Consider the following 15818-nt stretch of genomic DNA (forward strand, 5'->3'; position numbering starts at 1 on the left):
TGAAGGTAGGGGCAGGAGTTAAATAAAGGGGTAATGTTATGAAGTTACTACTTGCACCATGGGGAAACCCAACATTTTGGAAGGAGTTATATTACAAATTTGATAGAAAAGAAGTTAGGTCAAGGACATCTCTAAAAATTCTTCAAGAAACTATAAAGCCTGATAAAACTCTAATAGTGGGTTTAGATACTTTAGCAAAAATAGGTTCAAACTATGAAGAAGTCAAAAAAGATGCAGAGCGTAAAATAAAAGAACATGTAAATGAATTTGGATTGGAAAAGTGTGAAGTCCATATAGCACCTGGGATTGGAAGTTTTCCAAATGGTATTTTTATTGGGGAAGCCCTTGATTACTATTATTACACCCTTGCAAAGATTTCAATCCATCTACTCAAATGTTCAGATGATATTTTAGAAATTCATTTTGATTTAACTCATGGCATAAATTATTCAGTTATCCTTACTTACAGAGCAGTTAAAGAAATATTAGAATTATTTTCTATTTTTAAAAAAGTAAAATTTAAAGCATATAATGCAGATCCTTCATTACCTACTTCTACAGATAAACTTTTTATTAATGTCATTGAAGATATAGAGCCCTCTCCAAAACCATTTGATGAAAAAATCAATCAAGGTAGAACATTAGAGCCTAAAGATTTGGATCCTGAGGATAGAAGAAAATTGTTCAAAGAAGATTTAAGTTGCACAAAAGAAGTAAGTAAGTCAGAAATCTCTGCATTTCTTGGTGCTTTATACAATGGCTGTCCTTTGGCCATTTTTAGATTTTATCCAGATAAAGATAAACTGGATAAGATTATTCACCAGACTCTTCATACTTATGCAAAATATGTAAATTTAGAAAATAGAGATAAACTGACTGTAAAAAGAAATGTAAGATTTGGAAAAGATTTCAAAGTATATCTATTTGCCTATTTAACTGTAAGTCTTTTAGAGAAATCAAACTTGCTTGATACTAACAAAAAAGAAGTTAATATATCAGAACTTAAGAATCTAACATCAAATCTGTTTAAATTTGACGAACGATTTAAGACAAGAATTGAAAAAGATATTCACAGTCTAAAAAAAGATCTTGATGATAAGGATATTAGAGATTGGAAAATTTATAATGAGGTTTTGGAGCGTAGTGTTGGTGAGCCTGATAGTAGAAATTTCTTAGCTCATTCAGGATTTGAGCGAAATATAGTTGAGGTTAAAAAAAGTAGTCCCGATGTTGTATTCATAAGATACAGAGAAGAAAAAATAGGCACAATTAAAGATCTATGTCAGAAGGGGTTAAGATGACAATTGAATTTAGGACAAAAGAAAAAGAGAATTATACCATTGTTCATTTTGAGCTGAAAGAGAATATAACTCCAAAAATTTTACAACAACTTAAACCGCCAAAAGTTGATGAAACTAAAGGAATTGTGATATATTGCTGCTACAGGATTTGGAGTTTGGCATTATAACTGTTTGAGCCTGATTAATAGACGGAAAGCATTAGGTTAGTTTTATATAGGTAGAAGGATGAAGTAAAAGCATTATTCGCCTCTGTCACCTTTTTCTATTTTTTTTATTAAATTAATTCACTCTTTAACATAGGATAATGCTTTTTATTATATGTCCATAACTTTAAATTATGGATTTTTACTGTAGCAGCTATTAAATAATCTTCTAAGGAGATTTTATTATAAGCTTTTCTATATTTATTTGCAAATTTACCTGCTAAATATCCTATTTCTGATGTTATCTCTAAAATTGTAAAAAATGAAAACAACTTTTCTATATGTTTATATTCATTTTCTCTGGCTCCAGCATAAATTTCCGCTATCACTATCGGAGAGATAAAGAAATTTGATTCTTTTAAACTTCTTAATTTTGTTATTGTATCTTCTTTTTTCTTTAAAATATTAATAATTACATCTGTATCAAGAAATATTTTATTCATTAATTATTCTACTCTTATTCCTTAAATTATCAACATATTCACAAGATTCTATATCCTTAAAACTTTCAAGAGGAGACAATTTATCTAAAAAATCATAAAAAGAATCTTTTTTATGTTTTTTTATTTCTTTTTTAACCACTCTTCTTATAAATTCTGATACAGAAATATTTAAACTTTTTGCTATTCTTTTTAAGTCATTTAAAGTATCTTGTTCAAAATATATTTGAGTTCTTTGCATAACCTCCTCCTCATAATCATTTATAATTGTACATTACAACCTGATGTATGTCAAGAAACAAAATTAAATATAATCTGTTTTCTCTCTTTTTTAAGCAGAAATGCGTAAAAATGGAATATATTGAAAGCATAATTTCAGATCCCCCTTTAATGCATGGCTTTCAGGAAAACGCATGGACTGTTTTATTAATAACTCATGCTGCAATAAGAGATTTAAATATTGAGGTTAGTAAGGATACAGTTTTACGGGCATTAAAAGAGATGGGATATACTTACAAACGCCCAGCTAAAACAGTACCTAAGACAGCGCAGTCTAAAGAAGAGAAAGGGGCAGCTATTCGCAAGCTAGTGCCTACTTGCAAAAGTAATGATTATTTATTACATCCTGGGCAAGAGGAATGAAGATGCCCAGGAAAGCAAAAGTTATCACTTGTACGACAGAACAACTCAAGTTGACCGCCAAGTTGCTGCGCCCTTTAGGTGTGTGGTTGGCGGGAGTTTAGCTTTGACGATTAAATATATATAGGGTGTTAAAAATGAAAGAGAGCGTATTACAGGAAATTAAACAGTTTGACATCAGGGGGAAAAAGCTCCTTATTCCCAAAATGCACCCTTTTGGCGCACCTCTGCTCGCTGCCTGCCTTTCTGCATTTTCAGTTGATGCCATTGTGATGGATACATATTTAGGACTTTCCCATGGAAAAAAATATACATCATCAAAGGAATGTTTCCCCTGTCAGGTGACATTGGGAGATGTAATTTATTTCCTTAATAAAGAGAAAAATAGGCTCAAAAATAAATTTAATCCAAAAGAGTATGTTTATTTTATGCCTGAATCTGATGGTCCATGTCGTTTTGGAATGTACAACAAACTACACAGGATTATTTTAGATTCAATATCTGAATATAAAGGTATTTATATTTCTTATCTGTCAACAGAAAACTCCTATGATACTAAACAAATTTTGCCTCCTGAAGATGCATCAAAATTTAGAAAATTGGCTTATGTGACAACAATTATAGCTGATGCCCTGGACAGGATATGCTTTAGGGTAAGGCCATATGAAAAGGAAAAAGGCTCAACAGATAAGTTGATCCAAAAAGGACTCTGGGAGCTCATAAAATTAATAGAACAAAAGGGAAAATCCCTTCCTTTTCCAGAACTCTTTGATCTAATCTCTTTAATTGCCAAACAGGCGTCGCAATTAATTGATAGAAAGATCCCAAGAAAACCTCAGATAGGTATAGTAGGTGAGATATATTTAAGATCCCATCCAGAATCAAATCAAAATATCATAAAAAAGATTGAATCATATGGCGGTGAAGTAACAAATGCGACGTTAGGAGAATGGGTCAACTTTGTCACTTATGAGGAAATAAGAAAATTAAAAAGAAAAATAAAAATAGACATTAGAGAAAAGAAAATAAAATCTGCTTTATTTAACTACAAACAGTTATTTACTGCAGGCCTAAAAGAATCTTACCAGAAAATGAGACAAAAACAGGTATATAAGGCAGTGTTAAAACATTTAGATATACACGTGGATCACGAAATATCACACTTAGAAAAAAAATTGGATAATAAATCCATTTATTCTTTTGAAGTTGGTACAGAGGCATGTCTTAGCATATCAGGGGCATTGTCATATATAGAAGAAAATTTCCATGGCATTGTAAATGTCTATCCATTTAGTTGTATGCCATCTACAATTACTTCAGCTATCTTAAAACCCATTTTAAAGAAAAAACATATACCCTATATTGATACCCCTTTTGATGGCACTATTCAGCCAAATAGGGAAATGGCCCTTAAGACATTTATGTATCAAGCAAGTCTAAGAAAACAAAAATTTAATTAACTGAAATAGAGAATAATAATTAGAGGAGAAAGAAATATTGTATTCCACAGAATTTGATATAATAAGACATAATACAATAAGAGATAGAAGAAAAATTAGGAGCGACAAGGAGGGAAATTTTTCAAAAAATATATAAAAGAATAAAAAAATCATGGGCATTGTATAAAATTAAGCGGATTACTATAACAGATACTGGGGCACAAAGGGTTATTTTTTATTGAAGCGACCTATGGACAAATATTAGAGCTTGTTTGCGAGTGGAGCTAAAAAAAGTTGCACCAGTCGGCGGAGCCGACATTGCAACTTTTAGCAAAGCGAGCATTACAAGCTCTTATATGAAGTTCATCCTGGAGCGGAAATAAAAAATAACCCTTTGTGCCCTGCCCTAACCAAATCTATTTGTTGTGCCATGTGCCAGACAAATATATGCCCAAAAATAACAACCATGGAGGCAACATGAAACTCTTTGTAATGTTACTTGTCTTAATTTCAGGAATTTTTGCAACTACACAGGCAGGAGTCAATGCAATACTTAGCAGTTATTTAAAAAGCAACTTAACAGCTGCGCTTATATCTTTTATTATAGGATCAATTGGTCTATTTATCTTTATTTTTGCCTTTAAACTCTATCCAACTGAAGAAATCGCCTTTAGCAATATACCGTGGTGGGCCTATCTCGGTGGGCTTTTAGGGGCGTTTTTAGTAACTGTAACCATCTTTGCTGTGCCAAGACTTGGGGCAACAACTATGTTTGCCCTGTTTATAGCTGGTCAGATGCTAGCATCTATTATTTATGATCATTTTGGAGTCTTGGGCTACCCCAAACACCCTGTGAGCTTGATTAGAGTACTTGGAGTAGCCTTAATTTTCATTGGAGTTGCATTGGTAAAATATTTTTAGTTCTTTTTGTCAAAAATAACATTCCCTTCTTTATCCACAACCTTAACATTTACAGGGATGCCGCCATCCAGGCGGTGTGTAGCGCAGGATATTCACGGATCATATGCCCGAACCGCCATCTCCACCTTATTTAAAATCCCTTCATCTACATTTCCATTTTTGATAAGGGTCTTTGCAGCCTGTTTTACACTCAGATTAATAGGCCCAAGGTTGTGGGTAGTTCCAACTATCATATTAGCCGTGACAATCAATCCATTTTCATCTGTTGTATAGTCATGAATTAAAGTGCCCCTTGGGGCCTCAACACATCCAACTCCTCTACCTGCCTTTGGCGTTGCATCTGTCCTTATATTGGGATCAGTTATCTCTGGATCATTTAATAACTCAATTGCCCTTTCACACGAATAAACTTCCTCAATAAGCCTTGCCCAGTGATATAAAAGTGTGGCCTGAGCTGGTCTTCCAAACTTCTCTCTAAATTCCTCTAACTCTGCCTGCGCCTTAGGGGTCTTTATACTATCACACACATTTATTCTTGCCAGACAATTGGATCTATAGATCCCTCTTGGATTATCAAGGTCAAGAGAAAAGCCCTCATTCCAGAATTTGGCATAGGGCATCTTTCCATATGAATATGGTTCTACATGCTCGCCAATATAATTTGTGTATTCTTGAGGATCAAAATCTGTATATGAACCATCTGGCTTCATTATCCTGAGATTTCCATCATAAAGATTTAGTGCCCCATCTTCATCAACAGTCCCAATAAAACCTGTCTTTATAACCCCTACATTTTGAATTACATCGATGTATTTAGGGAATAAATCCTTTTTGGCAAAATCTATGGTAAACAAAGCAAAATCCAAGATCTCCTGCATCTGATTTAGAATTTCTTTTCTATCCTCTTCTGTCATTGGCTTTGCAAATCCACCTACAACTCCGGCAACGGGATGAATCGCCTTTCCTGCAAATTTCTCCAAGATCATCTTTAACTTGTATCTCATTGATACAATCTTCTGAGCAAGCTCTGGATTTGCCTTGGCTATTCCAATTACATTCCTCACAGAGTAGTCACTATCTGGACCAATCACAAAGTCAGCGGCTGCTAAAAAGAAAAAATGGAGGAGCTTATCTTCTGCATGGGAGATTATCTGCATAAGCTCCCTTAATTTTTGGCCAGCAGGGGGAGGAGTTACCCCAAAACACCTGTCAACTGCCTTGTTTGAAGCAAGGTGATGATGCCATGGGCAAATTCCACAAATCCTATTTACTATCCTGGGTAATTCCTCAGCTGGTTTTCCTTCAACAAACTTTTCAAATCCCCTAAGGGCCTTAAAATAAACCTTAGAATCTTCCACATTTCCATTGTCATCAAGATTAATCACTATGGACGCATGTCCTTCAATTCTGGTTATGGGTGCTATATTTAATATTCTTCCCATATACTTTGGCCTCCTACAAATTTAATTTTGGTCTAAGGTTTCCGTGACCTCCACAAAATCTATTCAATGAAGTATATTCTGGAATTGAGTCTATATCCACTCCATTGGAGGCCAGGGCTGATAAAATATCCAACATCTGATTTCCATCATGCTTAACTGGACCACTGCAGCCCCTGCATGGAACCCTTGCAGCTATACATCTTGGAACACCATTGTCTCCACCACACCCAGCTTTGGTCACTGGTCCCATACAAAGATATCCCTGTTCAATAAAACATCTCATCTCATTCAAGGGCTTGGTATAATCAATCTCTTTTGGCCTTGTAGTAAATCTGGATAGTTTTTTTACATCTCCTTTGCCAAATCTCTTAGTTGGACACATATCACACACACTTTTTTCTGGTAGTTCTATTTTATCTCCTTTTACAAGGGATATCAGAGCCTTAAAAATAAGATCTGGATGGGGTGGACAGCCAGGAAAATTTAGGTCCACTGGAATTATTTCATCTAAAGCATAACATCTATCCAAAAGAGGTGGCAGCCCTTCATCTGGATATTTGTCAGGCTTATCAGTTGTCTCTGTTGAGTAATATCTACTTAGAACTTCCTCTACTGTATATGAATTAATAAGACCTGGTATTCCTCCATGGGTTGCACATGTACCTAACGCAATTACAATCTTACATTTTTCCCTTATTTTTTTTGCAACTTCTACATGCTCTTCATTTCTCACAGACCCAGAAATTATTCCTAAATCTGCCTCTGGAATATCTATATTCTTATGATCACCATCACCCATTTGACCATGATATTTGTGATCCATTAAAACTGGTATATGTACAAATTCAGCGTGCTGTAACACATCTAAAAGTCTTATACCCATATCCACTATGGCTATTTCACATCCAGAGCATGCATTTAGCCAATCACTGACAACTTTAATGCTCATTACTTGCCCCCTATCAAATTTACATACTAACCTTGGTTGATTTACCTAAATTCCTTAACCTCTCTTTGGAACTCTTTTTCTTCTTTGCTGCCTGTGTATGGATCTTATATAGCATATCAGTTACATAGAGTGGACGGTCGGAATATTTTATCTCTTCTAAGGTAACCCCAATTGCACTTTCAAGGGCTGCCCTACCCTTTGGAGTTCTGGCAAGCACTGTTGTCCAGCCATCTTCTGATCCAAGTCCACCAAAGGAAAGATCTGAAAATTGTGCTGTATAATCTAAACAGAGTTTACATGCATATTTCTTCATAAAATCCAGTTCATTAAGAGGAATCGTGAGCTTTTCTCCACTCTTTAATGTTATATATAATTCTTCCTTTATATTTATTTTCTCCACATCATCCCATGAAAAATTGAATTTTTCACCTAATATCTTTCTATTTTGTTCATTAAACTCAAAATTTCCTGAACAAAACAGTCCCAGACAGAACCTTATTGATTCTGATGGAGTAATTCCCAATAGCTCCATTTTTCTGAATGCCAATATCTGACAGGGGCTGGCAACCAGAGCAACTCTGCTTAGACCTTTTTTTCGCAATGTCTGAAAGGCCTCCACTGTGGCCACCTCAGAGTACCTTTTGGAAAAATTGTGAATTCCATGGGAGGTCTCAAAAAAGAATCCAGCAGAATTGATTATTTCCTCTCTTGTTGTTGCCAGATGGGGAACCCTCTCAAATTTTCCCACTTTTTTGGTTACAATAGCTCCATTTATCTGACCAGTATCAAAAAGATATAAAAGAAGCGCTGTAACCGCCCCTCCATCTGTAGCATTATTTCTTATATTCTCATCTATAGCCCTAACAGACCTAGAACTTAATACTCTTCCAATCGGCTCACTCCACCCGACCTTTCTCTTAAGTTCTTCGTCCAATTCATGTATCTCTGGACAGATTGTGTAACACAATCCGCACTCAATACACTTATTTATATCTTTATATCTAGGAATGCCATCTTCTCCAATTTCCAGGGCACCATAGTTTAGTGCATCACAAAATGCCACACATGCTCCACAATGATGGCATTTCCCTACCTTTTGCACTTCTTGAATAAGATTAAAAAAAGTCTTCATAATGCCTCCTCATACCAGTTACCTCACAAATAAAAAATTTATACCCCCTACATTGCTGATTCAGGATGAAATACCCACACGTCCTTTAGATCATCACCAAGATATTCCCTTTCATTTGGACCAAGTATTCCCAGAGATAAACACAAAATGGTCCATAGATGGACTGTATGCCACTTGTGTTCATATTGTTCGCTCAAATCATGGATCTGGGCGTGACAATTGTGACATGGAGTTATGCAATAACTTGCACCTGTTGCCAATATCTGCTCAGCTTTGAGACTTCCATACTTTCTCCTAGCATCTGTATAGCCAGACTGTAAATAGCCACCGCCTCCACCACAACAATAATTGTTTGATCTATTTGGATACATATCAACAAAATTTTCTTCACCAACACAGGCCTTAATTACAAATCTCAAATCCTCAGCAACAGGATCTCCAAAAGATTTTCTTACAAGCTGGCAGGGATCCTGGACAGTAAATTTAATCTTGAGGTCTTTGTTCCAATCAGAAGATACTTTGAGCTTTCCTTCTTTAATCCACTGGGCATAGTATTGAATAATTGATTTGATTTCAAAATTGTGAGGAATATTGAATTTTTTCAGTCCTGACCGGACTGCAAACATCTCATGTCCTCACTCAGTATTGAGCCAGACCTTGCAACCAAGCTCTTCAACAGCCTCTGCCTTTGTTCTAACGATTTTTTCCCAGGACTCATCATCAGCCAAAAACATACAATAGTTTTCAGCTGCCCAGCCCTTTGTTCCATATGTCCAGTCAGCACCTGCAAGATGGAGTATCTTCCACAATGGCACCATCTCATCTGGTTCGGTTACCGGCTCCCTTGAATTCTGATTTAAGAAAAATTCAGCACCTTTTTTATTTATAGGGGCCTGCATTTGTGCAAATTCTGGCTGAGCTGCCCTATATTCATCTAAAACATCTTCCACAACAAACTGAAAATCCTCTTCAGATGCCCCCATTGCACTGCATGTATCATGTTTTAGTGCAACGTCACATGACTTTAAAATTCCTGTGGGCCTTTTATCCCTGGGCCACGCCTGTCTTGCATAATAAACCAACTGGGGGATATCTATCTTCATGGGACATACATATATACACCTCTGACACATTGAACACATCCAGACCCACGGTGTAGAGGTTATTATTTCGTCCATGCCAAGAGCAGCCAGTCTCAAAAATTTCCTTGGGTCCATATCCTCCAAACCAGAAGCAGGACACCCAGAAGCACAGGCCCCACATGTAAGACAGCTATTTAAATTCCCCCCCTCAGGGAGTAGTTCCATTACCTTATCTTTGAAAAAACTCTTTTTCTCCTTACCAAGAACAATTTTATTATCACCCATTTTTTGCCTCCACTCTATCACTACCCTTTATTTTTTAAGGGATTTGGACCAATTTCTTTTATTTTCTCCACAAATTGGGTAACCAGCTGGGCAAATCTAGGTGCTTCAGCTGCAGAAACCCACTCAATGGTAAATCTCTCTGGATTTAGTCCCATTTCTTTCAATGCTATTTTAATTGCCTTACCTCTATCCTTTGCTTTGTAATTACCATCCTGGTAATGACACTCTCCAAGATGTCACCCCATAACAATGACACCGTCAGCACCTAATTTCAGTGCCCTGACAACTGTTTCTGGTGGAACCATACCAGAACACATTACTCTAATAGGCCTCATATTTGGGGGATATTGAAGCCTTGATACCCCTGCTAAATCTGCACCTGCATAGGCACACCAATTACATAAAAATCCTACTATTACAGGCTCAAAATTCTCCATCATGACAAAACTCCTTAACAAGTTAGAAGGGTTTCAACCTGTGTCTCAATCTGTCCGAGAGTAAATCCATGCACTAGAATACCACCTTTGGGACATGTTGTCTCACAAAGACCACAACCTTTACATAATGCAAGATCTGAAGCAATCCTCTTTTTTACATTACCATCTATATCTGTGAATTCTGTAAGTTTCAATGCACCATATGGACAAACATCAACGCACATCCCACATCCATCACATTTGTCTGTCACAAATGACTTTATTGCATCTAATTCCATCTCTTCTTTTGACAACACTATAGATGCCCTTTGAGCTGCTGCCTTTGCCTGAGCTATGGATTCATCAATTGATTTTGGATAATTACATAGTCCAGCAATAAACACTCCATCTGTAGAAGAATCAACTGGTCTAAGTTTTGGATGGGCCTCATTTATAAACCCTTCTGGATTCCTACTGAGTTTAAACAACTCACATATCTCGCTGCTACCTTCTGTTGGAACAACACCAGTGGCAAGACATACATAGTCCGCATGAATTTCAAGTGGCATATTTAAAATTGGATCTTCTATGTTTATTAAGAGTTCAGAGGGAGTAGCTGTAAGTTCTGGCTTGCTCTGAAGTGAATACCTGATAAATATAACCCCCAGATCCCTTGCCTTTTTATAGAGTTTTTCCCTGACTCCATATGTCCTGATATCCCTGTATAACACATATACCTGAATGTCTGGATTTTTTTCCTTTAATTTAATTGCGTCCTGCATTGTATGGGTACAACATACCCTGCTACAGTAAGGCCTGTCTTTTTCCCTGGATCCCACACACTGAATAAACACAACAGAATTTATATTAGATGGATCTATCTTTCTAGAACTGAGTCTTTGCTCAAACTCTAAAGCAGTCACAACTCTTTCATCCTCTCCATACAGATATTCTTTGGGCTTAAATTCCTTTCCACCTACACATACTACTGCAGCTCCAAACTTGATCTGCCTCACTTCACCACCTACATCTATCTGAGCAGAAAAGTCTCCCATAGACCCTTCAACACTTTTTATTGTAGCATTCTTTATAACTTCTATTTTGGGATGATTTTCCACTCTATGAACTTGTGCCCTTAGCCATGGACTAATTTTTTCTCCTTGAAAAGTAATATCTAATTTCCAGGCATTTCCGCCAAGCTCTTTATCCTTTTCAACTAAATAACATTCATATCCAAGGTTTGCCAGAGTGAGCGCAGCGGTAATACCCGATACACCACCACCAACAATTAACGCCTTTTGTTCTACTTTGATCTTTTCTCTTTTTAAAGGATAATTAAGTGCCGCCTTGGCAACTGCCATCTTTATCTGGTCCTTTGCCTTTTCAGTAGCAGCCTTAGGATCAGAACCATGAACCCACGAATTTTGATTTCTTATATTTGCCATTTCAACAAGAAAATCATTTAAACCAGCTTCCTTTAAGGTCTCTTGAAATAAAACCTCATGTGTCCTCGGAGTACATGCTGCAACAACTATTCTATTTAAATTAAATTCTTTAATTTTTTCAATTATCAGATTTTGAGTATCAGTTGAACAGGAAAACATGGTGTTTTCCACATACTGGACATTTGGGAGTGTTTTTGAAAACTCCACAAGTTCTTTTACATCCACCACACTGGATATATTTATACCACACGAGCAGACAAACACCCCAATTCTGGGTTCTTCACCTGATATATCTCTTTCTTCTGGATATCTCTTTTCCTTTGTAAGTGTCCCTCTAGCAGTTGCAAGTAGCTTTGCTGCCTCGGCAGCTGCAGTGGATGCCTCAGTAACTGCTTGAGGTATATCCTTTGGCCCACCAAATGCGCCGGTTACATAAACGCCTTTTTTTGAGGTCTGAACCAGATTAAATGAACTGGTTTTTGCAAAATTGTACTCATCTAAGTCAAAATTCATAATAGAAGCAAGGTCATTTGCAGATTCAGGGGCCTCTAAACCAACACTTAAAACAACCATATCGTATTCGTCTTTTATGACTTTTCCGTCTTCATCCACATACCGCAATACAACGCCCCTGTTATCCTTTCCAGGCTCCAAGGTATGTGGCCTTGCCCTCACAAACTCAATACCTTTATTTTTTGCATCTTCAAAATATTTCTCAAATTCCTTTCCATGGGTACGCATATCCATGTAAAAAATGGACTGCTTTAATGATGAGCCTGGAGGAAGGTGTTCCTTTGTAACAAGGGCCTGTTTTATGGCATACATGCAGCATACAGAGGAGCAATATCCATTTGAGCACCTATTTGTATCCCTTGAACCAACACACTGTATCCAGGCAATTTTTTTGGGCTCTTTTTCATCAGATGGCCTAACTAAATGTCCCATATATGGACCACCAGCAGAAAGGAGCCTTTCATATTCCAAAGATGTGACCACATCTGGAATTTGATTGTATGCATAAGAATCAAGAGAAGAAGGATCAAAGGGCTTAAATCCAGGAGCACAAATAATTGCTCCTACATTTAAAGTAATGATCTCTTCTTTGTCTTCAAAATTTATTGCCCCAGTAGGACAAAATTTTTCACAGGCCCTACATTTTCCACGGGTGAGATAAATACAGCTGTTGGGATCAATGGCATATTTTAAAGGAACTGATTGGCCATATTTTATGTAAATTGCCTTTCTCTTTGAAAGTCCAAAATTAAACTCATCATCCACTTTTTTCGGACACTTTTCAGCACATAAACCACAGGCAATGCACTTGTTCATATCCACATAACGTGGATGTTTTTTGATCTTAACCTGAAAATTTCCAGGCTCACCTGATACTTCTATGACTTCAGACAAGGTATGGAGATCAACGTTTAAGTGCCGGCCGACCTCGACCAGTTTAGGTGAAATAATTCACATGGCACAGTCATTGGTGGGAAATGTCTTGTCCAGCTGTGCCATAACTCCGCCTATACCAGCAGAGCGCTCAACTAAATGGACAAAATAACCAGAATCTGCAAGATCTAAAACTGTCTGAATTCCAGCTATCCCACCGCCCAAAACAAGCACAGAACCCACTGTTTGCTGTTTATACATTTGCTGGCTACTTTCTTTTGTTCCTGGTTGCAAAACATCTTCTTGATCCTGAATCCCTGCTCCACTCAAGATCCTGTCTTCAATAAGTTCTTCCTGTACCCTATTATTCTCAATAAACTTTTCTATTATTTCATCGGATACATTGTTTTCCCTTGCAAAGGACCTGAGTTCTTCTTCTGCTATCACATACTTCCTGCCAACAATTGGCTTGGCCTTCAACGCACCCTTCCTTATCCAGTTGGTAATGGTGTTCCTATGGACACCAAATACCCTGGCTAAATCTATCACTTTAAATCTAACCATAAGCTACACCTCACATTCCTTTAATATGATTTCACACATTTTAGGTATGGCCTTCTTCACACTATCACTGAGACCAGACGATACTTCATCTGGCACAAACTCTGTCTGACAAACAAAGACTTTGACCTCAACTGAGGTATTTTGTTTAAGCTCTTTAAGGAGATTTGCGGTGGGGAATTGATGGAGAGAAAAATCAGATATCTTTTTAGGAGATATCTGATCTAAGTCTATCTCTAAGATCTCACCTGGCTTATAATCACCAGTATGCGCATCCACAATTATTATTTTTTTGGGCTTTTCTTGCATAAGTAAGATATCAAATAAAAAATCCCTCACAGATGTCCCTACATCCACAACCTTAACATCTGAAGATAACTTATCCTTAAAATGGAGATTAAAATAATCCACAAAGGCTGGTCCAAAACCATCATCCCCAAACAACAGATTCCCACACCCAAATACAAGAACCTTGTTTCTCATAGCTAATCCCTGTTCAAAAAAATTAAACTTGCATATAAGCATATGCCTATTATTCAATTTTTGTCAAGAAAATTATATTACAAATTTAAAATTTTGCATAAATAAAACAAAAAAAATATCTGAACAATTTCTTGCTAATTATTTAAAAAACTTTTTTTAAAAAATTCTTGAAAAAAACAAAGTTTAAGGTTAGTACTCATTTTAATTTCTTCGAAAAATAGTTAATTATTAACTGTAAAACCCTAAACAAAAGGAGGAAGGAGATGTGGGATACAAGTTAAAAAACAAATAGCTAACCAACAAAAATTTTTAGGAATAGGGGCCTAAATTAATCAATGAATTTATAGGACGGAGGATGTTATTATGAAAAAAATAAAGAACGTCTTGTTTATCATCTTGATACTTCTAATGGCATCGCCAGTTATCTGTTTCGCCAAAATGGGAACTGGAAAGGTAAGTGCTGCAAGCAAGGATATTGATATTCAGATATTTGGCAGTTTGAAGACCTATCCAATGTATAGCACAAATGTGGACTTTAATGACAAAGATACTGCATATGACATGACGCTAGATGAAAACGGATTTATGGGTGATGATGATATTGGAGTTAGGAGTGAATTTAGACTTGGATTTAAAGGGGGCGGAGAACACTGGAGTTTTTTGGCAATCCTAGAATCTGATTTAACATATGACAAACAAAATACAGATAGAGGTGAAAGAACAAATGGAGCCGAAGCTATAGAAAGAGAGAATGGAATGTCTGGTAATAGCTTTGGAGTTGAAAAACTTGAGTTCACATATGACTTTTCATCTTATGGAGTTCCAACCACATTAGAAACTGGGTGGCAGACTAAATTTCTGGACCTAAAAACTGGTGGTGTTCTCTATGGTGATGACCATCCCTATGTTGGATTAAGAGGAAAAATAAACGGGATCTCCTATGAAATATTAGACCTATTTGTATTCGACGATATAGGAAATGTTGGAGTAACTGACGGTGATGCATTGGACTGGAATGTATATACTCTAAAACTAACTGTTCCTGTTATGGGACTGAACTTTTCTCCATTTTATGCCTATAGTGATAACGATGCGATGGGAGCAACTGTAAATTACTTTGGTGCAGAGGTCTATGGGAAAATAGGCATGATTGTACCAAGGGCAGAATTTGTATATGCAGTTGGAAACAAGGAACAGCTTGGGGCAGATAAAGACGTAGACATATCAGCTTATGCTGGATTTGCATCTTTAGAATTCGACATATCCGACGCTATTAAACCCTATATAGGCGGTTATTATATGTCAGGTGATGACGATGCAAATGACGATGAAATCAATGCATACAATCCAATCACCAATATATCCAGATATGCTCCCACTTTTGGAATGGAAAATGCCTTTATTTACAAATACATACCAATCCTTGGTTCCCATCTATATGCCAATGACTTTGCCATATTAGGAGGTAAAGGAACTGGTTACGGCGGAATAGGCAAGTCTGGTAGTGCATACAACCCAGGTATGTATTCCTTGGGTATTGGCTGTAAAGGTGCAATTGAGAAATTTTCTTATAAAACACAATTCCAGTATTTCTGGTTTGCTGAAACAGGTGCGCTGGAAGATATAAATGGAAAGGATATTGATGATGCTGTTGGCTGGGAATATGACCTGCAGCTCACATATCACTTTAATAA

The 15818-nt window shown here is 36.6% G+C and carries 16 protein-coding genes; 6 read left to right on the forward strand and 10 right to left on the reverse strand.

The features are described from left to right. The first annotated feature begins 38 nt into the window (after positions 1-38). Together csx1 and ACY2V1_RS02505 are read left to right on the forward strand one after the other, a co-directional pair. Positions 39-1301, forward strand: a complete 1263-nt coding sequence (gene csx1 / locus ACY2V1_RS02500) for a CRISPR-associated CARF protein Csx1 (RefSeq protein WP_461833221.1) — start codon at positions 39-41, stop codon at positions 1299-1301. After that, the gene (locus ACY2V1_RS02505) at positions 1298-1468 is read left to right on the forward strand and encodes a CRISPR-associated protein Csx3 (RefSeq protein ID WP_461833222.1); all 171 of its coding nucleotides are present in this window, start codon (positions 1298-1300) and stop codon (positions 1466-1468) included. Before csx1 ends, ACY2V1_RS02505 begins: the two co-directional genes overlap by 4 nt. A 107-nt stretch (positions 1469-1575) precedes the next feature. Here ACY2V1_RS02505 and ACY2V1_RS02510 read toward each other — a convergent pair whose 3' ends face one another. Together ACY2V1_RS02510 and ACY2V1_RS02515 are read right to left on the reverse strand one after the other, a co-directional pair. Further along, a complete protein-coding gene (locus tag ACY2V1_RS02510) occupies positions 1576-1947 on the reverse strand; it encodes a type II toxin-antitoxin system VapC family toxin (protein WP_461833223.1) in 372 nt (123 codons plus the stop codon). Continuing rightward, positions 1940-2185, reverse strand: coding sequence for a ribbon-helix-helix domain-containing protein (locus ACY2V1_RS02515; RefSeq protein ID WP_461833224.1), 246 nt, complete (start codon positions 2183-2185; stop codon positions 1940-1942). Before ACY2V1_RS02515 ends, ACY2V1_RS02510 begins: the two co-directional genes overlap by 8 nt. A 47-nt stretch (positions 2186-2232) precedes the next feature. Here ACY2V1_RS02515 and ACY2V1_RS02520 point away from each other — a divergent pair, with 47 nt between their 5' ends. From ACY2V1_RS02520 to ACY2V1_RS02530, 3 genes are all read left to right on the forward strand, one after another. After that, the gene (locus ACY2V1_RS02520; protein WP_461833225.1) at positions 2233-2586 is read left to right on the forward strand and encodes a winged helix-turn-helix domain-containing protein; all 354 of its coding nucleotides are present in this window, start codon (positions 2233-2235) and stop codon (positions 2584-2586) included. 134 nt (positions 2587-2720) lie between these two features. Beyond that, a complete protein-coding gene (locus ACY2V1_RS02525; RefSeq protein ID WP_461833226.1) occupies positions 2721-4043 on the forward strand; it encodes a CoA activase in 1323 nt (440 codons plus the stop codon). Between the two features lie 456 nt (positions 4044-4499). Continuing rightward, a complete protein-coding gene (locus ACY2V1_RS02530; protein ID WP_461833227.1) occupies positions 4500-4943 on the forward strand; it encodes a DMT family transporter in 444 nt (147 codons plus the stop codon). 92 nt (positions 4944-5035) lie between these two features. Here ACY2V1_RS02530 and ACY2V1_RS02535 read toward each other — a convergent pair whose 3' ends face one another. Genes ACY2V1_RS02535 through ACY2V1_RS02570 form a run of 8 tightly spaced genes read right to left on the reverse strand, consistent with a single transcriptional unit; the run spans position 5036 to position 14124 of the window. After that, positions 5036-6385: a Ni/Fe hydrogenase subunit alpha gene (locus ACY2V1_RS02535; protein WP_461833228.1), complete on the reverse strand. Its 1350-nt coding sequence runs from the start codon at positions 6383-6385 to the stop codon at positions 5036-5038. 13 nt (positions 6386-6398) lie between these two features. Then, entirely contained in the window at positions 6399-7334 is a 936-nt protein-coding gene (locus ACY2V1_RS02540) for an NADH-quinone oxidoreductase subunit B family protein (protein ID WP_461833229.1), read from the reverse strand. 19 nt (positions 7335-7353) lie between these two features. Further along, on the reverse strand, positions 7354-8466 hold the full coding sequence (locus ACY2V1_RS02545; RefSeq protein WP_461833230.1) for a Coenzyme F420 hydrogenase/dehydrogenase, beta subunit C-terminal domain: 1113 nt from the start codon (positions 8464-8466) through the stop codon (positions 7354-7356). Between the two features lie 47 nt (positions 8467-8513). Continuing rightward, positions 8514-9833, reverse strand: a complete 1320-nt coding sequence (locus tag ACY2V1_RS02550; protein ID WP_461833231.1) for a (Fe-S)-binding protein — start codon at positions 9831-9833, stop codon at positions 8514-8516. A gap of 20 nt (positions 9834-9853) precedes the next feature. Then, positions 9854-10273, reverse strand: coding sequence for a hydrogenase iron-sulfur subunit (locus ACY2V1_RS02555; RefSeq protein WP_461833232.1), 420 nt, complete (start codon positions 10271-10273; stop codon positions 9854-9856). A gap of 11 nt (positions 10274-10284) precedes the next feature. Beyond that, positions 10285-13101: a 4Fe-4S binding protein gene (locus tag ACY2V1_RS02560; protein ID WP_498040219.1), complete on the reverse strand. Its 2817-nt coding sequence runs from the start codon at positions 13099-13101 to the stop codon at positions 10285-10287. Between the two features lie 57 nt (positions 13102-13158). Further along, the gene (locus tag ACY2V1_RS11035; RefSeq protein ID WP_498040220.1) at positions 13159-13644 is read right to left on the reverse strand and encodes a helix-turn-helix domain-containing protein; all 486 of its coding nucleotides are present in this window, start codon (positions 13642-13644) and stop codon (positions 13159-13161) included. 3 nt (positions 13645-13647) lie between these two features. After that, complete coding sequence (locus ACY2V1_RS02570) at positions 13648-14124, reverse strand: hydrogenase maturation protease (protein WP_461833233.1); 477 nt, start codon at positions 14122-14124, stop codon at positions 13648-13650. A gap of 363 nt (positions 14125-14487) precedes the next feature. Between ACY2V1_RS02570 and ACY2V1_RS02575 the strand changes: the two genes are divergently transcribed. Further along, positions 14488-15818: protein-tyrosine phosphatase family protein (locus ACY2V1_RS02575; protein WP_461833234.1), on the forward strand; the 1331-nt coding region annotated here is incomplete at its 3' end.

Source organism: Desulfothermus sp., from assembly GCF_053993635.1.

Excerpts from the sequence above, each read along its gene's own strand:
- csx1 (WP_461833221.1), top strand. The coding sequence starts at position 39 with ATGAAGTTACTACTTGCACCATGGGGAAACCCAACATTTTGGAAGGAG.
- ACY2V1_RS02505 (WP_461833222.1), top strand. The coding sequence starts at position 1,298 with ATGACAATTGAATTTAGGACAAAAGAAAAAGAGAATTATACCATTGTT.
- ACY2V1_RS02510 (WP_461833223.1), bottom strand. The coding sequence starts at position 1,947 with ATGAATAAAATATTTCTTGATACAGATGTAATTATTAATATTTTAAAG.
- ACY2V1_RS02515 (WP_461833224.1), bottom strand. The coding sequence starts at position 2,185 with ATGCAAAGAACTCAAATATATTTTGAACAAGATACTTTAAATGACTTA.
- ACY2V1_RS02520 (WP_461833225.1), top strand. The coding sequence starts at position 2,233 with ATGTCAAGAAACAAAATTAAATATAATCTGTTTTCTCTCTTTTTTAAG.
- ACY2V1_RS02525 (WP_461833226.1), top strand. The coding sequence starts at position 2,721 with ATGAAAGAGAGCGTATTACAGGAAATTAAACAGTTTGACATCAGGGGG.
- ACY2V1_RS02530 (WP_461833227.1), top strand. The coding sequence starts at position 4,500 with ATGAAACTCTTTGTAATGTTACTTGTCTTAATTTCAGGAATTTTTGCA.
- ACY2V1_RS02535 (WP_461833228.1), bottom strand. The coding sequence starts at position 6,385 with ATGGGAAGAATATTAAATATAGCACCCATAACCAGAATTGAAGGACAT.
- ACY2V1_RS02540 (WP_461833229.1), bottom strand. The coding sequence starts at position 7,334 with ATGAGCATTAAAGTTGTCAGTGATTGGCTAAATGCATGCTCTGGATGT.
- ACY2V1_RS02545 (WP_461833230.1), bottom strand. The coding sequence starts at position 8,466 with ATGAAGACTTTTTTTAATCTTATTCAAGAAGTGCAAAAGGTAGGGAAA.
- ACY2V1_RS11035 (WP_498040220.1), bottom strand. The coding sequence starts at position 13,644 with ATGGTTAGATTTAAAGTGATAGATTTAGCCAGGGTATTTGGTGTCCAT.
- ACY2V1_RS02570 (WP_461833233.1), bottom strand. The coding sequence starts at position 14,124 with ATGAGAAACAAGGTTCTTGTATTTGGGTGTGGGAATCTGTTGTTTGGG.